Raw genomic sequence first — 20,332 nt, 5'->3', positions numbered from 1 at the left:
TTTCTATCTGTGTCAAGGAAGGGTAATTGCAGCTAGTCCTGCGGCCCCGGCGCAATGACCTCGCGCTGGCCGTTGATGCCCATCGACGAAACCAGACCTGCGGCCTCCATCGCCTCGACAAGGCGCGCCGCGCGGTTATAGCCGATGCGGAACTGGCGTTGCACGAAGGAGATCGACGCGCGGCGCGAGCGGAGCACGAACGCCGCCGCTTCGTCATAAAGGGGGTCCAGCTCGGCGTCGATCCCGTCTTCGCCCGGTTCGCCGTCGATGGCTTCGCTGGCGGGACCGGCGAGGATGTCGTCCTTGTAGTCGGGCTCGCCGAACTGCTTCAGCCACGCCACGATGCGATGCACTTCCTCGTCGGCGACGAAGGCGCCGTGGATGCGTTGCGGATAGCCCGTGCCAGGCGGCAGGAACAGCATGTCGCCCTGGCCGAGCAGGCTTTCCGCGCCCATCTGATCGAGGATGGTGCGCGAGTCGATCTTCGACGACACCTGGAAAGCGACGCGCGTGGGGATGTTGGCCTTGATCAAGCCGGTGATGACATCGACGGACGGGCGCTGCGTGGCGAGGATGAGGTGGATGCCCGCGGCGCGTGCCTTCTGCGCCAGCCGCGCGATCAGTTCCTCGATCTTCTTTCCGGCGACCATCATCAGATCGGCCAGCTCGTCGATCACCACCACGATCATCGGCAACGTGTCGAGGTGCTCGGGCACTTCCGGATGCGCGGGGAAGGGGTTGAACAATGGCCTGCCGGCGGCCCGCGCCTCGCGGACCTTCTGGTTGTAACCAGCGAGGTTGCGCACGCGCAGGTCCGACATCACCTTGTAGCGGTTTTCCATTTCCGCCACGCACCAGTTCAATGCGTTGGCGGCGAGCTTCATATCGGTCACCACCGGCGCGAGCAGGTGCGGGATGCCTTCGTAGACCGAAAGCTCCAGCATCTTCGGATCGATCATGATCATGCGCACGTCGTCGGGCGTGGCCTTGTAGAGCATCGACAGGATCATCGCGTTCACCGCGACCGACTTGCCCGAGCCCGTCGTTCCCGCGACCAGCATGTGTGGTGCCTTGGCCAGGTCGGCCACCACGGGCTCGCCGGTGATGCCCTTGCCCATGGCCAGCGTCAGCAACGAATCGGAATCGCGGTATTCGGCCGAGTCGAGGATCTCCGACAAGGCGATCATCTGCCGCTGCTCGTTCGGCAACTCCAGACCCATGCACGTCTTGCCGGGGATGGTCTCCACCACGCGGATCGACGTGCGTCCGAGACCGCGGGCAAGATCCTTCATCAAGGCGACGATCTGGTTGCCGCGCACGCCAACGGCAGGCTCGACCTCGTAACGCGTGATCACCGGACCGGCGGAAGCACCGACCACCTGCACCGGCACCTTGAACTCGCGCAGGCGCTGCTCGATCAGTTCGCCGGTATCGACGAGCTCCTGTTCGGAGACCGCGGTGGTGGCGTTGGCCGGCGCGGCGGCAAGCAGGGAGAGCGGCGGCACCGTGACACCACTCGTGTCCGTCGCTCGCAAAGGACGAACCGGCGCAAGCGCGACGACAGGCGTCGACTCCACAGGCATTTCGTCGTTAGCCGCGATGGCGAATCGCGACACGGGAGCGACCGGAACAGGCGCAACAGACGGCACGGCGGCTGGAGTTACGGCCGGGGTGACCGATGGTGCGACTACTGGAGACACTGCCGGTGTAACCGATGGCGCAATGGCTGGAGTCACTGCTGCGCTGACTGACGGCGCGCTATAGGACACATCGTCTGAGCGCTTATGCGAAACCACCTCGGCAACATGCTCGACCGGCGTCGCGATGCCCCGCCCGGTGGGAGCCGACCCTGTCGGCGATTCAAACCTCGCCTCACGCTCCACGGCGCGCGCCACCACGTCCGATCCGCCCACCGCAGCCGCCGCCATCTTCGGCGCCAGCCAGGGCTCACGAATCACCGTGTCCGGCCGCTCCCGATGCCGCGGCGGCACCGGCGTGGCCACGGAGGGCCGCCCGGCCGGAACAGGTTCGCGGCGCGATGTTTCCACGCTAGGGGTGTGCGCTGCCGGTGCCGGACGTGAAGCGACCGCCTTCGTTTTCCTCCGAACGGACGCACGGTCCGGCCGACGCACCGCGGGAACGGAGCGCCTCCCCGTCGCGCGCGTCGCGGAGCGCGCGAACAAGCGCCGCATGCCACCGAGAACGAGCACGCCCAGCGGTTCGACCAGCGCGTTGCCACGCACGAGGAAAGCGGACCAGGGGACGCCCAGATACCACGGCAAGGCGACCACGACGGCGGCGACGCAGAGCAACGCCGCAAAGCCCGGGAAGCCCGAGACGGCCCCTGCCAGCCAATGGCACAGCGCGCCTCCCGCGGAGGGGTCGTCCGTGTAGTGCGACAGGACGATTCCTTCGAGCGTGGCGCTCGAAAGCAGCACGAGAAGGAAGCCCGCCCAGAAGCGAATCGCACCGGGGCCGACGGTCGGCGGGCGTCGCCGCCGAACCATCGCGACGCCGAGACGCCAGAGCAGGGGAAGCAGCCAAAGGGTGGACAGCCCGAAGGCACCGAACACGAAGGAGAGCATGCCTAACCGCGAGAACCTAGCAAGTTCTACAGTTTAGCGCGCATTCGTGCGACGCCCAAACGGAAGTGGTGGTAAGCCACTGTTCGTGTTGGAGAGCATCGCCGACAAGGTCGGCTCCCACCGAGCAGGCGACCGCGACCTGGTGGGAGCCGATTCATCGGCGATTCGGGGCAGCCTGGGGGGAGCCGACCCTGTCGGCGATTTCGCTACATCACACGCGATAGCGCGGTGCCACTTCCTTGCGCGAGAGGTTCGGCCCCATTGCCAACCGCGCCGCCTCGAACGCCTTGTACTGCGCTTCATCCTGCAGCGGAGGAATCGTCACCACCTCGCCACGGTCGTATCCGACCAGCGCCGCATCGACCAGGTCCGCCGTCTCCATCACCATGCCCGGAAGGAGCGCATCCACGTCCTTGCCCGACTTTTCCCAGATCTCCGAACGCGTGGCGCCCGGCAACACCGCCTGCGCGCGCACCTTCGTGCCTTGCACCTTCGCCGCCAGGCTCTGGGTGATGTTGACCAGATGGGCCTTCGAACCGCTGTAGATGCCGTCGAACATTTCGGGGACGAAAGCCAACACCGAAGCGATGTTGATGATGCCGCCCTTGTCGCGTGCCACGAAGGCCTTCGCGGCCGCCGCGGTCAACAAGGTGGGGGCGAGAATGTTCACGGTGATCAGCTTCTCGATCGGTTCGCTGCCGTTCTCGAGCAGGCTGCCGTCGAGCGACACACCCGCGTTGTTGACCAGCAGGGTGATCGACGCGTCCTCGGCGAGACGGCGCTCCACGGCCGAGATGTCCTTGCGATCGGTCAGGTCGGCGCGCAACACCTCGACCTTGCGGCCCGTGCGGGCGCCGATCTTCCGGGCCACCGCCTCCAGTCGATCCACGCGGCGGGCGGCCAGGATCAGGTCGTAGCCGCGATCGGCCAGACGCTCGGCGTAAACCTCGCCGATACCCGAAGAAGCGCCTGTGACCAGGGCCGTACCTTTGTTTTCAGTGCTCATGACGATGACTCCGCAGGGGTTACTTGCAAAGTGATAGTAACTAGGTTTCCCTACGATAGTGACTTCACTATCATAATGCAATGGACATCGACAAACTTTCTTCAGGTACCTGCGCGATCTCCCGGAGCCTCGCCCTGGTGGGCGACGCATGGAGTGCGCTGATCCTCCGCGACGCCAGCCGCGGCATGACGCAGTTCGACCAGTTCCGGACGAGCCTGGGCATCGCGCCGAACATCCTGTCCCGCCGATTGAAGTCCCTGACCGAGGCGGGCGTCTTGGAAAAGCGCCGCTACAGCGAACGCCCACCGCGCGACGAATACGTGCTGACCCAGGCGGGCCAGGATTTCATCCCGATCCTCGCGGCCATGGGCGAGTGGGGTCGCCGGTACAACGGCGACGGCAAACTCAGCCACCTCGTCAACGAGGAGACTGGCTGCCCGGTGCGGGCGGTCGTGGTGGACGAGTCGACGGGCAAGCCGCTCAGCGGCTTGTCGATGCGCCTGGAAATGCCCGAGGGATGGCACCCGGCCTAACGCGGGACCTGAACGCCTGCACGGTCGGCCGGGGCCGCCCGTAGGAGCTGCCCCGGCTACGAACGGCTCCCGCCTCAGCCAGGCATGGTCGCCATGTCGATCACGAAGCGATAGCGCACGTCGTTCTTGGTCAGGCGCACGAAGGTCTCGTTGATCGAGGCCATATCGACCAGCTCGATGTCGGAAACGATGCCGTGTTCAGCGCAGAAATCCATCATTTCCTGGGTTTCCGCCATGCCGCCGATGGCGGAGCCGGCGATCGTGCGGCGCGGGAGCATCAACGCGCCACCGATCATGCCGTCGATGGGCGTCAGCACACCGACCAGCACCATCGTGCCGTCGAGCTTGAGCAGGTTGATATACGGATTCAGGTCGTGCGACACCGGCACCGTGTTGAGCAGGAAATCGAAGCTGGCGGCGGCCGCCTTCATCGCTTCCGCATCCGTGGACAGAAGCACGGCATCGGCACCGAGACGCTTCGCGTCGGCTCCCTTGGATGCCGAGGTGGTGATCATCGTGACGTGCGCGCCCATCGCCTTGGCGAACTTCACGCCCATGTGGCCGAGGCCACCCAGGCCGACGACGCCCACCTTCTGTCCCGGGCCGACGTTCCAGTGACGCAGCGGCGAATAGGTGGTGATGCCGGCGCAGAGCAGCGGCGCGACCGCCTTCAGGTCGAGCTTCTCGGACACCTTCACCACGAAACGCTCCTCGACCACGACGTCGGTGGAGTAGCCGCCATAGGTCGGCGTGCTGCGGTCTTGTTCCGTACCGTTGTAGGTGAAGCTCGTGTGGTTCAGGCAGTACTGCTCGAGGTCGCGCTTGCACGACTCGCATTCACGGCACGAGTCGACCATGCAACCGACGCCGGCGTAGTCGCCGACCTTGAACTTCTTCACCGCCGAACCGACGGCCTTCACACGCCCGACGATCTCGTGGCCGGGGACCATGGGATAGATGGAGTTGCCCCAGTCGTTGTGGGCCTGGTGCAGGTCGGAATGGCAGATGCCGCTGTAGAGGATCTCGATGTGGACGTCGTGGGGACCGACGTCGCGGCGCGGAACCGTGAAGGGAACGAGGGGCGCCTTGGCCTGGGGGGCGGCGAATCCGCGGACTTCAAACATGGGAGTCATCCTCTTCTGGAGTGGTTCGGTAGCCGGTAACGGTAATGGTTCAACAATCGTTCTCGCCAGCGGGGATTACGGCACGAATCGTTGAGTTATCCTTCACAATCATGCGACCCGATAACCTTTCCCATCTCGCGGCCTTCGCCGCGGTCGCCCGCCACGCCAGCTTCCGCAAGGCAGGGGCGGAACTCACCTTGTCCACGTCGGCGATCAGTTACGCGATCCGCGGGCTCGAAGAGCGGCTGGGCGTGACCTTGTTTCACCGGACCACACGCAGTGTCTCGCTGACCGAGGCGGGGCAGCGCCTGCTCGAACGGTTGCAGCCGGCGCTCACCGACGTGAACGAAGCGCTGGAGGAAATGAACAACTTCCGCGCGACGCCCGCCGGCACCTTGCGCATCAACATGCCGCGGGTGACGGCCCAATTGTTGTTGCCGGAGCTCCTGCCCCGGTTCCTCGCCACCTATCCGGATATCCACTTCGAGGCGGTGGACAACGACAGCCTGGTCGATATCGTCGCGCTCGGATTCGATGCGGGCATCCGCTTTCTCGAAGCGGTGCCCGAAGACATGATCGCGGTGCCGATCGGAGGCGAGCAGCGTGGCGCGTGCGTGGCCTCACCGGAATACTTCGCCACGCACGGCATGCCGAAGCATCCCAACGACCTCTTCCAACACGACTGCATCCGCTTTCGCTTTCCCAGCGGGCGTCTCTACAAGTGGGAATTCGAACAGGGCGCGACGAAGCTCGACCTGGATGTGCGCGGTCGTGTCACCTTCGGCGACTTCCGTCTTTCCGTCGAAGCCGCCCTTACCGGCATCGGCGTGACCCTGGTGCTGGAAGACCAGGTGGCGGACCTCGTTCGCGAGGGGAAACTTGTCCGCGTGCTGGAGGACTGGTGCCCTCCGTACCCGGGCTTCATGCTGTATTACCCGCGCCAGCGGCGGGTGACCTCGGCCTTGCGGGCCTTCGTGGAATTCGTCCGCGACGCCCGCTGGACGGTGGCGACCGCCCGGGCACCGGGCGTATCCTAGACGGCATGCTGCGTCGCACCAAGGCGATGCGCCCCTTATCTCCGGGCCTTCCATGACCTCCACCGCTCCCGCGATCGCTCCGGGCACGCCGCCCGTCCGCGCCCCCCATGTCGGCCTGGTGATCCTTGCCCTGGCCGTGGGCGGCTTCGCCATCGGCACCACCGAGTTCGCCTCGATGAGCATGCTGCCGTTGTTCGCGCAGGGGCTCGGCATCGATGCGCCCACCGCCGGCCACGTCATCAGTGCCTACGCGCTGGGCGTGGTGGTCGGAGCGCCGATCATGACGGTGCTGGGTGCGCGCGTGCCGCGCCGCCGCCTGCTGCTGCTTCTGATGGCCATGTTCACGGTCTTCAACGGCCTCACGGGGCTATCGCCGAACTATCACTGGATGCTGGTGTTCCGTTTCCTCGCCGGACTGCCGCACGGCGCGTACTTCGGCGTGGCGGCCCTGGTCGCCTCCTCCCTGGTGCCTGCGAACCGGCGGACCCGCGCCGTGGGCCAGATGTTCCTCGGCCTCACGTTCGCGACGGTGGTGGGCGTGCCGCTGGCCAGCTGGCTCGGCCAGGCCGTGGGGTGGCGCTGGGCGTTCGCGCTCGTCGCCGTGCTCGGCATCGCAACCATGACGGCCGTGGCGGTATTCGCACCGGAAGTCGCGGCGGACAAGGACGCCAGCCCGCTACGGGAACTCGGCGCACTGAAACGTCCGCAGGTGTGGCTCACCCTGGCCATCGGCGCCATCGGCTTCGGCGGCATGTTCGCCGTCTACACGTACCTGGCCGATATCCTCATTTCCGTCACGCACATGCCGTTGCACACCGTTCCCTGGGTCATCGGCATCTTCGGTGTCGGCCTGACCGTCGGCAACATGGTGGTGCCCGTGTTCGCCGACCGCGCGCTGATGCGCACCGCGGGCGGATTACTCGTGTGGAGCATGGTGATGCTGGCGCTGTTTCCGCTGGCTGCCGGCAATGTCTGGACACTCGGGCTCGACGTCTTCCTCATCGGCATCGGCGGCGCACTCGGCACCGTATTGCAGACACGGCTGATGGATGTCGCGGGCGACGCGCAGGGACTGGCGGCTTCGTTGAATCACTCGGCATTCAATACGGCGAACGCGCTGGGGCCATTCCTCGGCGGACTTGCGATCGCGCACGGGTACGGGTGGACGTCGCCGGGATGGGTCGGCAGCCTGCTGGCCATCGCTGGGCTGGCGATCTGGTCGGTGTCCGTCACCAACGAGCGCCGCGCCATCGCCGCCGCGCCAGAGCCCTGCTGACGCCCCATCGGGCTGCACGCTCAGATGGGGCTACATGCGCGGCGCGGCGGCACGCTCGGTGGGAGCGGACCCTGTCCGCGATTCATCCCGCCTCACTTACCAATACAAAACGAACTGAAGATCGCCCCAAGCAGATCGTCGGACGAATACGTGCCGGTAATCTCGCCGAGCGCCTGCTGTGCATGACGCAGTTCTTCAGCAGCGAGTTCACCCGCGTGGCTGTCATGCAAGACGCCAGCCGTACGATCCAGATAATCGCGCACCGACTCCAGCGCCACGACGTGACGACGACGTGCGCTGAAAGCGCCCTCACCAGCACCGGCTGTCGCCAGGTCGCGCAACATCGCGCGCAGCTGATTCAGGCCTTCGCCCGTGCGTGCGGACAGCCAGAGGGTTTCGTACCCGCCCCGGTGTTCGCGATGGGCCGTCGACGCCGACAGGTCGATCTTGTTGATGACGACGACGCGGGTCGCGTGGCTTGGCGTGCCGGCGAAGAATGCGAGATCCTCGTTCGCATGCTCATCGTCGGTGACGAGCAGCGCGACATCGCAGCGTTCGAGTTGTGCGCGAGCGCGACGGATGCCCTCGCGTTCGACGACGTCGTCGGACTCGCGAAGGCCCGCTGTATCCGCGAGCTCGAAGGTGGCGCCGTCGATGCTCACCGACTCTCGCAAGACGTCGCGGGTCGTACCGGGGATATCGGTGACGATGGCGCGCTCCTGTCCTGCGAGCGCGTTCAACAGGCTGGACTTACCCGCGTTCGGGCGTCCCACGATGGCTACCACGATACCGTCGTTGAGGCGCACGCCACGGCGGGTTTCGACCAGCAAGGCGTCGAGATTCGCACGCAGGCCCGCCAGGTTTCGACCGATCACCGGATCGGCGAGGAAATCGATTTCCTCTTCGGGAAAATCGATGGCCGCCTCGATATGCACACGTAGCGCTATCAGTTCGCCGAGCAATTCGTCCACGCGCGCGGAGAACACGCCTTCCATGGAGCGCAACGCGGCGCGCGCGCCCGCTTCGGACGTGGCGGCGACGACATCGGCCACCGCTTCCGCCTGGACGAGGTCGAGCTTGCCGTTGAGGAAGGCGCGCTCGGTGAACTCACCGGGTCGCGCAAGGCGCGCGCCGAGGGCTATCGTCCGGCGAAGCAGGGCGTCGAGCAGCACGGCGCTTCCGTGGCCTTGCAACTCGAGCACGTGTTCGCCGGTGTACGAAGCCGGGCCGGGGAAATAGAGCAGGATGCCGCGATCGATCAGTTCACCGTCGCCATCGCGGAACGCGGCGAAATGGGCGTGACGCGGTACCGGCTCGCGTCCAAGCATGGCGCGGGCGATCGCCGGCGCACGTGGGCCCGAAATACGAACGGCGCCGACACCGGCCGCGCCGGCACCCGTGGCGATGGCTGCGATGGTGTCTTCGCCGTGGTTCATGGCTTACCTGTCGATAGCGAAGCGGCGCGTCTTTCGACGCGCCGCCCGGTGATCATGCCGTCTTGGCCTTGATGTCGGCCCTGTCGACACTCCGGTTGATCCACCACTGCTGGAGCAGGCTGGTGGCGCCGTTCACGGTCCAGTAAAGCACCAGACCCGAGGGGAAGAAGGCGAAGAAGACGCCGAAAATCAACGGCATCACCTTCATCATCTTGGCCTGGGTCGGGTCCATGCCGGCGGTCGGCATCATGCGCTGGGTGAGCAGGGTGACCAGGAAATAGAGCACCGGCAGCACGTAGAACGGATCGGGCGCCGAGAGATCGTGGATCCAGCCAAAGAACGGCGCGTGGCGCAGTTCGATGGACTCGGACAACACGCGGAGCAGGCCGATGAAGATCGGGAAGGTGATCAGGATGGGCAGGCAACCCGCCATCGGATTGACCTTCTCCTTCTTGTACAGCTCCATCATGGCCTGCTGCATCTTCATGCGATCGTCGCCGTAGCGCTCCTTGAGCGCGGCGACGCGGGGCTGCAACTTGCGCATGCGCGCACCCGAGCGGAACTGCGCATCGGTCAGCTTGTAGAGCGCCGCCTTGATCAGCAGCACGAGCAGGATGATCGCCACGCCCCAGTTGCCGCTGATCGCGTGCAACTGCGACAACAACCAGTGCAGCGGCTGGGCGATGATCGTCAGCCAGCCATAGTTACTGGTCAGCTCCAGGCCCGGGGCGATGACATCGAGCGTGCCTTGCAGCTTCGGACCGATGTACAAGCGCGCGACACTGTCCACGGCCTGGCCCGGCGCCACCTGGATGGTGGGACCGAACGCGCGCACGAGATAACGCGGCGTCGCCGAGTTGGGGTCGACGATGGTGCTGCTGTAGTTCACCGACTGGTCGGCCGGCGGAATCCAGGCGACGAAGAAGTAATGCTGCAGCATGCTGATCCAACCGCCGGTGATCTGGCGGTTGAGCGGCTTCTTGGTGAAATCGAGGAAGGGCAGCGATTCGAACTTGCTTTCAGGGCTGTACCACGCGGCGCCGAAGAAACTGTGCTGGGCCGGATCGGTATAGGCCTTGAACCAGTTCACCTTCTCGGCGGGAACGCGCTGCAGCTGGTGATAGGCATTGCCTGTCCATGCCGTGCTCGTTCCGTTCTCCACGCGCTGGTCGAGATCGACCACGTAGTCGGTGCGCTTCAAGGTATAACGCTTGACCACCTTGAGGCCCGACGGATCGGTCCAGGTAAGGTCGACGCTCACCGACTTCTCGCCGTCGGCCAATGCGGCCTGGGTCTTCTCCGCATGGAACAACGCGCGATGATCGGGCGCGGCGCCCGTGTTGCTGACCAGACCATCCTGGGCGGCGAAGAAATGCGCTGCCTCGTCGTCGAGCAGGCGTGCCGGCGGCGGGTTGGGATTCTTCTTGGTGACCGGCTCGTTCGGATAGGCCAGCAGTTCCGAACGGACGATGCTGCCGCCACGGGTGTCGATGGTCAGGCGGAGCACATCGTTCGACAACGTGACCAGTTCTGCCTTGCCTTCCTCGGCGGGCGCGGCGGCGTCGCCCGGCACCTTGGCCGGAGCGGCGGCGCCGGGAATGCTGCTGTCCGTGTTCGGTTTGCCGGCATCGGTCTGGGCCGCCGGGGTCGGAGCGGCCGGTTGGGGACCGTAGTCCTTCTCCCATTCTGTCCACAGCAGGTACGCCACGAACATGAGCGCGAAGAAGAGGAGCGTGCGCGTTTGATTCATTGCAGGGCCAGATCCGAATGGCGCCACGGCCGGATGGCCGGGAAAGGCGGGAAGGACGGGAAGGTCAACGCGCGATTGTGCCGTCGGCACCCTCGCGCTTCAACGGCCGGATACGGCGAAACAGGGCATCGAGCTCGGCCAGGAGCACCGCGCCGGTCTCGTCGACCGCGCTGTCGCGGGCCATGACCAGAATATCGACAGGCGGCAGGGCGGGGCGCGCATGGCGAAATGCCTCACGCGCCAGGCGCTTGATCCGGTTGCGGTCGACGGCGCGCTTGGAACAGCGCTTGGATATGGCCAGGCCGAGCCGGGCGGTGTCGAGCTCGTTATTTCCGAAGCGCAAAAGAAAACAGCGGCCGCCGAGGCGACCGCTGACTGTTCGCAACGCTGCGAAGTCGGCGGCGCGGCGAAGCCGCGCATCGCGCGGCAAGGCTGCGGCACGCACGACAGGCGAGCCGCTTACGGGATCAGGCGCTTGCGACCCTTCGCGCGGCGCGCGTTGAGGATCTTGCGGCCGTCGGCCGTGGCCATACGAGCGCGGAAGCCGTGGGTGCGGGCGCGCTTGAGCTTGCTGGGCTGGAAAGTACGCTTCATGGCGCTGACATCCGGGTGAAGATTGAATATGGCCGGAAAGTATGGCTGAGATTCGCGAGGACTGTCAACCGTTTGGGCACGGCGGCAGGGTGAAGCCCACAGCCAGGTGGACTCCGGCGAGGGGCCGGACGCTGGTAGACTTCGTCGTCCACCCCGCGCGCATGCGCCCCTTCTGTGGCAAGAATACCCGATGAGTGATCTCTGGAGACGCTGTCTCGAGCGTCTTGAAGGCGAATTGAGCGCCGAGGATGTCCATACCTGGCTGATGCCCCTGCAGCCGCGGGAGGATCCGACCGGCCTGTTCCTGTACGCGCCCAACCCCTATTCGCTGGATACGGTGCGCGAGCAATACCTGGTGAAAATCCAGTCGATCGTGGAACACCTGACGGGCCGCGCCCTGCCCGTGCGCCTGGAAGTCGGTTCGTCCGGCGGCCGCCCGGCGCCCATGCGCCCGGCGTCGGCCACGCACGCTTCCACGCCGGCATCGCCACGCGCACCGGAAGCGGCGCCGGAGCCGCCGCACGTACATAACCTCGATCCGCACTACACGTTCGAGACCTTCGTGGAAGGCAAATCGAACCAGCTGGGCAAGGCCGCGGCGATGCAGGTGGCGATGAACCCGGGCCGCGCCTATAACCCGCTGCTGCTGTACGGCGGCACGGGCCTGGGCAAGACGCACCTTATGCACGCGGCCGGCAACCTGCTGATGCAGAACAACCCGGGAGCCAAGGTGCTGTACCTGCGCTCGGAGCAGTTCGTCAGCGGCATGGTGAAGGCGCTGCAACAAAAGAACATGGACGACTTCAAGCGCCGCTTCCGCTCGGTGGACGCGCTGCTGATCGACGACATCCAGTTCTTCGCCGGCAAGGACACCACGCAGGAAGAGTTCTTCCATACCTTCAACGCGTTGTTCGAGGCGAAGCAGCAGATCATCCTCACCTGCGACCGCTATCCGAAGGAACTCGACAAGCTGGAGCCACGGTTGAAGTCGCGCCTTGGCTGGGGCTTGTCGGTGGCGATCGAGCCGCCGGATTTCGAGACGCGCGCGGCCATCCTGCTCTCCAAGGCGGCGGACAAGGGCATGGAAGTGTCCGAGGACGTGGCGATGCTGCTCGCCCGGCGCATCCGTTCGAACGTGCGCGACCTCGAGGGCGCGCTGAACACGCTTGCCGCCCGCGCCAACTTCTACCGCAAGCCGATCACCACCGACTTCGCCGAGGAAACCCTGCGCGACCTGCTGAACACGCACGCGCAAGCGGTCACCGTGCCGAACATCCAGAAGACGGTGGCGGATTACTACCAGGTGCGCCTCTCCGACCTGCTCTCCAAACGGCGTGTACGCTCCCTGGCGCGCCCCCGGCAAGTAGCCATGGCGCTATCCAAGGAATTGACCGAGCACAGCCTGCCGGAGATCGGGGAAGCCTTTGGCGGCCGCGACCATACGACGGTGCTGCACGCTTGCCGCACGATTCGCGGTTTCTGCGAGAAAGACGTGCGCATGCGCCAGGATTGGGAGCAGCTCATCCGTATATTGACGGGCTGAGAACCTGTGGATAATAGGTGGATGGATGGAGGACGGTTTTGAGGCCCGAAGTTATCCACAAGGCACCCACACGAAACCGCGTGTTCAGGCCAGTCGATATTTTTGAACAAGTCTTTGAAGAAGAAATACTTTTCAGACTTTTCAAGATATCCACCGGCCCTACAACTACCACTAATAAAATCTTAAAAACTTAAAAGCAGGAGTAGGGGACGCATGCAATTCAGCATCCAGAGGGAAGTACTGCTCAAACCCCTGCAGCAGGTGGTGGGCGTGGTGGAACGCCGCCAGACGCTGCCCGTGCTGGCCAACCTTCTGGTGCGCGCCTCCGGTAGCGAGGTGTCCTTCACCGGCACCGACCTCGAAGTGGAGATGATCGCCACCACCGCCGCCGACGGCGTGCAGGAAGGCGAGATCACGATTCCAGCGCGAAAGCTGTTCGACATCGTTCGTGCGTTGCCTGATGGCGCGAAAATCGACATCAAGTTGAACGGTGAGCGCATCGCGCTCAACGCTGGCCGCAGCCGTTTCACGTTGGCCACGCTGCCGTCGAGCGAGTTTCCGACCATCGACGAAATTGAACTGGTCGAACGGGTCACCCTGCCGGAAGAGGTCCTGCGAGACCTGATGGATCGAACCGCGTTCGCCATGGCCAATCAGGACGTGCGCTATTACTTGAACGGCATGTTGCTGGACCTTCAGGAACACACGCTGCGCTGCGTGGCCACCGATGGTCACCGTCTGGCGTTGAAGGAAACCAAGCTTGAAAGCTCGGTGTCCGCCCGCCGCCAGATCATCATCCCGCGCAAGGGCGTAAACGAGCTCATCGGCCTTTTCGAGGCCGGCGAGGGTTCGGTCGAGCTCGAGTTTGGTCGCAATCACCTGCGTGTTCGGCGCGGCGGAGTCGTTTTCACCTCGAAACTGATCGACGGCCGCTTCCCTGACTACGAGGCCGTGATTCCGCTCGGTGCCGACAAGACAGCGACGATCGAGCGTGATGTGCTGCGCAGCGCATTGCAGCGCGCGGCGATTCTTTCCAACGAAAAATACCGTGGCGTGAAGCTCGAACTCAGCCCCGGCCGTATCAGGATCGTGGCGCACAATCCCGAGCAGGAAGAAGCCCAGGAAGAAGTCGAAGCGGAGACCGTCGTCGACGATCTTGCCGTCGGCTTCAACGTGGGTTACCTGCTGGATGCCCTCGGGGCGCTTCGAGGTGACAAGGTGCGCATCAACCTGCGCGATGCCCAGTCGAGCTGCCTCCTGCAGGAAGAGGGCAACGAGGAAGCTCGCCATGTGGTGATGCCGCTTCGCCTCTGACCCGCAGGCACGTTAAAGTTCGGCCCACGACGCCGGGGATGTCTTCGACACCCCGGCGTCGTTCGTTTTAGATGGAAAAAGGCTGGGAATGAAGTTCGAGTCGTTGCGGATAGCCGGATTGCGTTGCCTGGAATCGGTGTCGTTGACCCCGGCGCCAGGGATCAACGTGTTCGTGGGCCCGAACGGCGCCGGGAAAACCAGCGTGCTGGAGGCTGCTTACCTGTTATCGCATGGCCGCTCGTTTCGAGCAGGTTCCCGCGACGTCTTGTTGAAGCGAGGTTCCAACGCTCTTTCGGTCTTTGCCGAGGTGCGGTCGGAGGACGGCCGTACCCGCCGACTGGGTCTGGGTCGTGAGGGAGGGCGTTGGCAGGCACGTGTCGACGGAGATTCGGCGGCATCGCTTGGTGCGCTGGTCCAGGAATGCGCGGTGGTGTGTTTCGAGCCGGGATCGCATGACCTGATTGCCGGGGCCTCTGACGAGCGTCGCCGATTCCTCGACTGGGGCTTGTTCCACGTGGAACATGCTTTTGTGAACCATTGGCGCCGGTATCAGCGAGCACTGAAACAGAGGAATGCGCTGCTTCGGGCCGGCGGCCCGCTCGACGGAGGGCTGCTGGAGCCGTGGGAAGCGGAGCTGGCCGTTGCGGGAGAGGGCATAACGGCGTTCCGGCGGGGCTATCTGGAGCGGTTGATCCCCCATATCCGGGAATTCACCATGAACGTTCTCCCGGAACTCGGTGACTTCTCCATCCGCTATCGGCCTGGCTGGGATGAAGCGGCCGACCTGGGAACCACATTGGCCGAGCGACGAGTGCGCGACCTGGGGCGTGGTCACACGACCGTCGGGCCCCACCGAGCGGACTTTTCCATCGCGTTTGAACATGCCCCGTTGCGCGAACATCTTTCCCGTGGGCAGGAGAAACTTTGCGCCCTGGCATGCCTGCTCGGGCAGGCCTCCCTTCACGCCGAAATTCGCGGGGAATGGCCTGTCGTCTGCCTCGATGACCTTGCATCGGAGCTCGACCGTACCCATCAAGAATGGGTCGTCGCGCAGCTTCTGGGCCGCGACGCGCAGGTCTTTATCACGGGTACCGAGATCCCGTCCGCCCTTGCCGACCAGTCCGTCACGATGTTCCACGTGGAACAGGGTGTCGTCACGGCTTTGCTATAATCAATCGACTGTCCCGACGCTTTTCCGCGCCGCATCGGGACCGCTCTCTGGCGCCATCACCAGGCATCGCATGAACGAACCTCTCGATCCGACGAATTCGAACGCCTACGACTCCGGCAGCATCAAGGTCCTGAAGGGCCTGGACGCGGTCCGCAAGCGTCCAGGCATGTACATCGGCGACACCGACGACGGTACGGGTCTGCACCACATGGTGTTCGAAGTCGTCGATAACGCCATCGACGAAGCCCTTGCCGGCTATTGCGACTACGTCACCGTCACCATCCACCAGGATGGATCGGTCAGCGTGGCCGATAACGGACGCGGCATCCCGGTCGATACCCATCCGGAAGAGGGCAGGTCCACCGCCGAAGTGGTCATGACCGTGCTCCATGCGGGCGGTAAGTTCGATGCGAACTCCTACAAGGTCTCCGGTGGCCTCCATGGCGTCGGTGTCTCCGTGGTCAACGCCCTCAGTTCCCGGCTCTGGCTCACCATCTGGCGCGAAGGCAAGGAACATCGCCAGGAATACGCCCACGGCGAGCCAGTAGCCCCCATCGCCATTACCGGCGACACCAGCCGCCGCGGCACCATGGTGCGCTTCCTGCCCAGCCCGGCCACGTTTACCAACAACATCGAATTCCATTACGACATCCTGGCGAAACGCCTGCGTGAGCTGGCCTTCCTCAACTCGGGCGTCACGATCGAACTGGTCGACGAGCGCAACGAGCGCAAGGACATCTTCGCGTACGAAGGCGGCATCAAGTCCTTCGTGCAGCACCTGGCGCAGCTCAAGACCGCGTTGCACCCGACCGTTATCAGCTTCAGCTCGCAAACCGACGGCATCACCGTCGAACTGGCGATGCAGTGGACGGATGCGTACCAGGAAACGATGTTCTGCTTCACCAACAACATCCCACAGCGTGACGGCGGTACCCATCTCACGGGCTTCCGCGCTGCGCTGACCCGGACCCTGCAGAACTACATCGAGAAGGAAGGCCTGGCGAAGAACGCCAAGGTCGGCTTGTCTGGCGACGACATGCGCGAAGGCATGATCGCCGTCCTTTCGGTGAAGGTGCCGGATCCGAAGTTCTCGTCGCAAACCAAGGACAAGCTGGTCTCCAGCGAGGTGAAGACGGCGGTAGAGCAGGTCATCAACGAGAAACTCGCCGAGTTCCTCCTCGAGCATCCGGCCGAAAGCCGCAATATCGCCTCCAAGGCGGTGGACGCCGCGCGTGCACGCGAAGCGGCCCGCAAAGCCCGCGAGATGACCCGCCGCAAGGGCGCGCTCGACATCGCGGGCCTGCCGGGCAAGCTCGCCGATTGCCAGGAAAAGGACCCGGCGTTGTCCGAACTGTTCCTGGTCGAGGGTGATTCCGCAGGTGGCTCGGCCAAGCAAGGCCGTAATCGTCGTACGCAAGCCGTGCTGCCGTTGAAGGGCAAGATCCTCAACGTGGAAAAGGCCCGTTTCGACAAGATGATCTCGTCCGCCGAAGTCGGCACCTTGATCACCGCGCTGGGCACGGGTATCGGCAAGGACGAATACAACCCGGACAAGCTGCGCTACCACCGCATCATCATCATGACCGATGCGGACGTGGACGGCTCGCACATCCGTACGCTGCTGCTCACGTTCTTCTACCGCCAGATGCCCGAGTTGATCGAGCGTGGGCACGTCTACATCGGCCTGCCGCCGCTGTACAAGGTGAAGCAGGGCAAGCAGGAGATGTACATCAAGGACGACACCGTCCTGAACGAGTACCTGATCGCCAGCGCCGTGGACAACGCGTCGCTGACGCCGGAAGAGGGCGCTCCTGGCATCGATGGCGTGACCCTCGAGAAGCTGTTGCGCGACTACCAGGCTTCGCTCGACCAGATCGCACGCCTCAGCCATCGCTTCGACACCGTGACCCTCACGGCGATGATCGAGCATGTACCCATGAATGAGGGTCTGTGGTCCGATCCGGCGAGCATGCAGGCATGGCTCGATGGTATCGCCCAGCGACTCAGTGCCAGCGGCCTGGGCAAGCCGACCTATGTCCTGCGTTTCCGCCCGGCCCTGAACGAGCAGCAAGGTGCGGCCATCGAGGTCGAGCGCATGCAGCATGGCCTCAGCCATACGTGGATCATGCCGCAGAGCTTCTTCGGCGGTACCGAGTTCCGCGCGATCCAGTCCATCTCGCAGCAGTTGGCCGAACTCGGCCTGCAACCCGGAGCGGTGGTTCGTCGTGGCAATGCCTCGCGTGGCGTGCTCAGCTTCTCCGAGGTGCGCAACTGGTTGCTCGACGAAGCCAAGAAGGGCCGCACGATCCAGCGCTTCAAGGGCCTGGGTGAAATGAATCCGGAGCAGCTGTGGGAGACCACGGTGAATCCGGAGACGCGCCGCATGCTCCAGGTCGGTATCGAAGATGCCGTCGCGGCCGATCAGATGTTCTCGATGCTGATGGGCGAGGCGGTGGAACCCCGCCGCGATTTCATCGAGGCGAACGCGCTCAAGGTCGCCAACCTGGACATCTGAGGACGCTCTACCACGCCAGTGGAAGGGACAGGAACGCCCGGTCGGCAGCGACCGGGCGTTTTTTTGTGTTCCGTCACATTTCCGCGCAACGGGGATGAAAATGCCGTTTTCAAGGCAACCTTTTACCTATAAATCGGTAAGTCCCAACATTCTCCTAACAAGTGATTGTTTTATTTGGAATTTTTTCTTGCACTGCGACTTGTTCTTAGGAATCGAATCGGGTTAACCTCTGTAGTCCCCCGGAGCACGTCACTGTGCGACGACTCCTTCAACAGAGGTCAGTCAATGAAACAGGGTTCCTTCATCAAGATGGCGCTCGCTACCGCGATCGCACTTTCCCTTGTCAGTGGCGCCGCGGTTGCCCGCGATACCGCTTCCAAGGAAAAGAAAGAAGCGCTGTATCCGAATGCCACCCGCACGGAGCCCAAGCTCGACCTCAAGAGCGAGAAAGACCAGAAGGCCATCAACGAGGGCCTGGACGCCGCCAACAATGGCGAGAAGGACAAGGCGCTGCAGATCCTGCAGCCGCTGGCCGACGGTTCGGGCACGAGCAGCAAGTACGCGCAGGCGCTCGCGCTGCAGGGCATTGCGAACCTCAAGTACAACGATGGTGACGTGAAGGGTGCGATCACCACGCTGAAGCAGGCGCTCGATATCGGCGTCATGCCGAACGACACCTACTTCCAGCTCAAGTACATGTACGTGCAGTTCCTCGTCGCCGACGAGCAGTACGCCCCCGCGCTGCAGGCACTGCAGGAATGGCGTACCGAGGGCAAGAAGGAAACCGCCGACTCATACGGCCTCGAGGGCAACATCGATTACCGCCTCGAGAAGTACCCGGAAGCGATCGCCGCGATCACCAAGGCCAAGTCCATGCCGGACGCCAAGCCGCAGGGTTCGTGGGACCAGATCCTCGCCGCCAGCTATGCCGAGACCGGCCAGGGTGACAAGGCCGCCGATCTCGCCGCCGCCGAACTGGCGAAGAACCCGAACGACCCCACCGCGCTGAACAATGCCGCTTCGGCATTGATCCAGGCGCAGAAATACCCGGAAGCGATCTCGCTGATGGAGAAGGGTCGTGCCGCCGGTGCGTTCAAGGACGAGAAGCAGTACGTGAACCTCGCCAAGGTCTACCTGATCGACGGCCAGGACCACACCGACCGCCAGGAAGCCAACGCCGCGAAGGCTGGCCAGGTGCTCGAGGACGGTCTCGCCAAGGGCGTCGTGAAGCCGAGCGCCGAGGTCTACAAGCTCCAGGGCGACGCCGCGATCACCGGCGGCAACATGAAGGCCGCGCTGGCCGCCTATCAGAAGGCTGCGCCGCTCGCGAAGGATGGCGAGGTGACGCTGAGCGTCGCGCGCCTCCAGCTACAGGAAAACAAGTACGGCGAGGCCAAGAAGGCCGCGACGGACGCCATCAGCAAGGGTGTGCAACATAAGGGTCAAGCCTACATGGTGCTCGCGGAAGCCGAGCGTGGTCTGAAGAACAAGCCGGGTGCCATCGCCGCCATGAAACAGGCAGCGCAGGACCCGGAAACGTCTGCCAAGGCCAACGCCTGGTTGAAAACCGCAGGTACCGGCAAGTAAGCGTTTGTAAAGACCCGGAAGGGGGGCTTGTGCACCGCCATAAACCCTCCCTTCAGGTGCTATACAAACGCCATATGCTGGTGTAACTTGCGTATCTTTCCGCTTGCAGAAACCTGCGTTTTCGGCAATGTCAACACGCCGAGCGCCGGAAGAGCAGTGCGGGCTCACTTCCGCTTGATTAGCTCTTGATAGTGACTGATGGCCTCAAGTAACGAATCAACCGGCCAAGCGCCGTTCAGTTGGGGGCGCACAAGTGCGTTGGCAGTAGCCATTGCACTGCACTCGTTTGCCTTCCTGCTGCTGGTCGCGCCCATGGCGCCGCCGAAGTCGCAGGAAAAGCAGAAAGAGAAGGTGGTACAGGTCGATTTCATCGAACCGCCGCCGCCGCCCCCGCCTCCTCCGCCGCCGCCGCCGGAACCCCCCAAGCAGCCGCCGCCGAAAATCATCCAACAGGTGAAGCCGCCGCCGACACCGCCGCCGCCGGCCCCACCGCCGCCGGCTGTCGAAGAGGCGAGCACGAATGCTGTTCCGGCACCGCCGCCGGCGCCTCCCGCGCCGCCTGCACCGCCGGCCGACATCGCACCTAGCGAGAATCTGTCGTACCGTCAGCGTAATCCGCCAAAGTATCCGCCGCAGGCGGTTCGCCAGCGGCATGAAGGTACGGTGGTACTTCTGGTCCTCGTGGGTGTCGACGGTGCGCCGAAAGACATCCAGATCGATCAGTCCAGCGGTTTCCGCGAACTGGACAAGGCAGCGCAGGATGCGGCAAGGAACTGGCGATTCAACCCGGGCAAGCGAGGCGGTCAGGCCGTCGAAGGCTATGCACGTGTCCCCGTTACGTTCAACCTAAACCAGCTGTAA

The 20,332-nt window shown here is 64.2% G+C and carries 16 protein-coding genes; 9 read left to right on the top strand and 7 right to left on the bottom strand.

The genetic code is table 11. The annotated features are described in order from the left end of the window. Positions 1-32: 32 nt before the first annotated feature. Positions 33-2,585, bottom strand: coding sequence for an FtsK/SpoIIIE family DNA translocase (locus tag J2T07_RS07280; RefSeq protein WP_306848591.1), 2,553 nt, complete (start codon positions 2,583-2,585; stop codon positions 33-35). A gap of 211 nt (positions 2,586-2,796) precedes the next feature. Further along, positions 2,797-3,591 (bottom strand): SDR family NAD(P)-dependent oxidoreductase, encoded by a 795-nt coding sequence (locus tag J2T07_RS07275; RefSeq protein ID WP_306848589.1) that lies wholly within the window; start codon positions 3,589-3,591, stop codon positions 2,797-2,799. 80 nt (positions 3,592-3,671) lie between these two features. On the opposite strand from J2T07_RS07275, the gene J2T07_RS07270 reads away from it, so the two are divergent. Further along, positions 3,672-4,124, top strand: coding sequence for a winged helix-turn-helix transcriptional regulator (locus J2T07_RS07270; RefSeq protein ID WP_306848587.1), 453 nt, complete (start codon positions 3,672-3,674; stop codon positions 4,122-4,124). A gap of 74 nt (positions 4,125-4,198) precedes the next feature. Here the strand turns inward: J2T07_RS07270 and J2T07_RS07265 are convergent, their stop codons facing one another. Next, positions 4,199-5,248: an NAD(P)-dependent alcohol dehydrogenase gene (locus J2T07_RS07265; RefSeq protein ID WP_306848585.1), complete on the bottom strand. Its 1,050-nt coding sequence runs from the start codon at positions 5,246-5,248 to the stop codon at positions 4,199-4,201. Between the two features lie 110 nt (positions 5,249-5,358). Here J2T07_RS07265 and J2T07_RS07260 point away from each other — a divergent pair, with 110 nt between their 5' ends. Both J2T07_RS07260 and J2T07_RS07255 read left to right on the top strand, forming a co-directional pair. Further along, positions 5,359-6,285, top strand: coding sequence for a LysR family transcriptional regulator (locus J2T07_RS07260; RefSeq protein ID WP_306848583.1), 927 nt, complete (start codon positions 5,359-5,361; stop codon positions 6,283-6,285). 52 nt (positions 6,286-6,337) lie between these two features. Then, positions 6,338-7,561: an MFS transporter gene (locus J2T07_RS07255; RefSeq protein WP_306848582.1), complete on the top strand. Its 1,224-nt coding sequence runs from the start codon at positions 6,338-6,340 to the stop codon at positions 7,559-7,561. A gap of 92 nt (positions 7,562-7,653) precedes the next feature. On the opposite strand, the gene mnmE is transcribed toward J2T07_RS07255, so the two are convergent. The 4 genes from mnmE to rpmH form a co-directional block, all read right to left on the bottom strand. Next, a complete protein-coding gene (mnmE, locus tag J2T07_RS07250) occupies positions 7,654-8,997 on the bottom strand; it encodes a tRNA uridine-5-carboxymethylaminomethyl(34) synthesis GTPase MnmE (RefSeq protein ID WP_306848581.1) in 1,344 nt (447 codons plus the stop codon). Between the two features lie 52 nt (positions 8,998-9,049). After that, positions 9,050-10,747, bottom strand: a complete 1,698-nt coding sequence (gene yidC, locus J2T07_RS07245) for a membrane protein insertase YidC (protein WP_306848580.1) — start codon at positions 10,745-10,747, stop codon at positions 9,050-9,052. 64 nt (positions 10,748-10,811) lie between these two features. Then, the gene (rnpA, locus tag J2T07_RS07240) at positions 10,812-11,192 is read right to left on the bottom strand and encodes a ribonuclease P protein component (RefSeq protein WP_306848579.1); all 381 of its coding nucleotides are present in this window, start codon (positions 11,190-11,192) and stop codon (positions 10,812-10,814) included. A 14-nt stretch (positions 11,193-11,206) separates the two neighbouring features. Beyond that, on the bottom strand, positions 11,207-11,341 hold the full coding sequence (gene rpmH / locus J2T07_RS07235; RefSeq protein ID WP_008211413.1) for a 50S ribosomal protein L34: 135 nt from the start codon (positions 11,339-11,341) through the stop codon (positions 11,207-11,209). 190 nt (positions 11,342-11,531) lie between these two features. Here rpmH and dnaA point away from each other — a divergent pair, with 190 nt between their 5' ends. The 6 genes from dnaA to J2T07_RS07205 all read left to right on the top strand — a co-directional run bounded on the left by dnaA (position 11,532) and on the right by J2T07_RS07205 (position 20,332). Then, positions 11,532-12,884, top strand: a complete 1,353-nt coding sequence (gene dnaA, locus J2T07_RS07230; RefSeq protein ID WP_306848565.1) for a chromosomal replication initiator protein DnaA — start codon at positions 11,532-11,534, stop codon at positions 12,882-12,884. A gap of 213 nt (positions 12,885-13,097) precedes the next feature. Next, the gene (dnaN, locus tag J2T07_RS07225) at positions 13,098-14,198 is read left to right on the top strand and encodes a DNA polymerase III subunit beta (RefSeq protein ID WP_306848563.1); all 1,101 of its coding nucleotides are present in this window, start codon (positions 13,098-13,100) and stop codon (positions 14,196-14,198) included. Between the two features lie 88 nt (positions 14,199-14,286). Beyond that, the gene (gene recF, locus J2T07_RS07220) at positions 14,287-15,369 is read left to right on the top strand and encodes a DNA replication/repair protein RecF (RefSeq protein ID WP_306848561.1); all 1,083 of its coding nucleotides are present in this window, start codon (positions 14,287-14,289) and stop codon (positions 15,367-15,369) included. A 70-nt stretch (positions 15,370-15,439) separates the two neighbouring features. Next, on the top strand, positions 15,440-17,884 hold the full coding sequence (gyrB, locus tag J2T07_RS07215; RefSeq protein WP_306848560.1) for a DNA topoisomerase (ATP-hydrolyzing) subunit B: 2,445 nt from the start codon (positions 15,440-15,442) through the stop codon (positions 17,882-17,884). A gap of 285 nt (positions 17,885-18,169) precedes the next feature. Continuing rightward, positions 18,170-19,471 (top strand): tetratricopeptide repeat protein, encoded by a 1,302-nt coding sequence (locus J2T07_RS07210; protein ID WP_306848558.1) that lies wholly within the window; start codon positions 18,170-18,172, stop codon positions 19,469-19,471. Positions 19,472-19,669: 198 nt separating this feature from the next. Then, a complete protein-coding gene (locus J2T07_RS07205; protein WP_306848556.1) occupies positions 19,670-20,332 on the top strand; it encodes an energy transducer TonB in 663 nt (220 codons plus the stop codon).

This window comes from Luteibacter jiangsuensis, assembly GCF_030812295.1.
In the GTDB taxonomy this organism is placed as follows: Bacteria; Pseudomonadota; Gammaproteobacteria; order Xanthomonadales; family Rhodanobacteraceae; genus Luteibacter; species Luteibacter jiangsuensis_A.
Note: the sequence above shows the minus strand (reverse complement) of the source record. Positions and strands in the feature narration are given on the sequence as shown.

What these genes read in the sequence shown, in the direction of transcription:
- J2T07_RS07265 (WP_306848585.1), bottom strand. Translation starts at nt 5,248, where the DNA reads ATGTTTGAAGTCCGCGGATTCGCCGCCCCCCAGGCCAAGGCGCCCCTC.
- J2T07_RS07270 (WP_306848587.1), top strand. Translation starts at nt 3,672, where the DNA reads ATGGACATCGACAAACTTTCTTCAGGTACCTGCGCGATCTCCCGGAGC.
- dnaA (WP_306848565.1), top strand. Translation starts at nt 11,532, where the DNA reads ATGAGTGATCTCTGGAGACGCTGTCTCGAGCGTCTTGAAGGCGAATTG.
- J2T07_RS07205 (WP_306848556.1), top strand. Translation starts at nt 19,670, where the DNA reads ATGGCCTCAAGTAACGAATCAACCGGCCAAGCGCCGTTCAGTTGGGGG.
- J2T07_RS07255 (WP_306848582.1), top strand. Translation starts at nt 6,338, where the DNA reads ATGACCTCCACCGCTCCCGCGATCGCTCCGGGCACGCCGCCCGTCCGC.
- mnmE (WP_306848581.1), bottom strand. Translation starts at nt 8,997, where the DNA reads ATGAACCACGGCGAAGACACCATCGCAGCCATCGCCACGGGTGCCGGC.
- yidC (WP_306848580.1), bottom strand. Translation starts at nt 10,747, where the DNA reads ATGAATCAAACGCGCACGCTCCTCTTCTTCGCGCTCATGTTCGTGGCG.
- J2T07_RS07275 (WP_306848589.1), bottom strand. Translation starts at nt 3,591, where the DNA reads ATGAGCACTGAAAACAAAGGTACGGCCCTGGTCACAGGCGCTTCTTCG.
- recF (WP_306848561.1), top strand. Translation starts at nt 14,287, where the DNA reads ATGAAGTTCGAGTCGTTGCGGATAGCCGGATTGCGTTGCCTGGAATCG.
- dnaN (WP_306848563.1), top strand. Translation starts at nt 13,098, where the DNA reads ATGCAATTCAGCATCCAGAGGGAAGTACTGCTCAAACCCCTGCAGCAG.
- gyrB (WP_306848560.1), top strand. Translation starts at nt 15,440, where the DNA reads ATGAACGAACCTCTCGATCCGACGAATTCGAACGCCTACGACTCCGGC.
- rpmH (WP_008211413.1), bottom strand. Translation starts at nt 11,341, where the DNA reads ATGAAGCGTACTTTCCAGCCCAGCAAGCTCAAGCGCGCCCGCACCCAC.
- J2T07_RS07210 (WP_306848558.1), top strand. Translation starts at nt 18,170, where the DNA reads ATGAAACAGGGTTCCTTCATCAAGATGGCGCTCGCTACCGCGATCGCA.
- J2T07_RS07280 (WP_306848591.1), bottom strand. Translation starts at nt 2,585, where the DNA reads ATGCTCTCCTTCGTGTTCGGTGCCTTCGGGCTGTCCACCCTTTGGCTG.
- J2T07_RS07260 (WP_306848583.1), top strand. Translation starts at nt 5,359, where the DNA reads ATGCGACCCGATAACCTTTCCCATCTCGCGGCCTTCGCCGCGGTCGCC.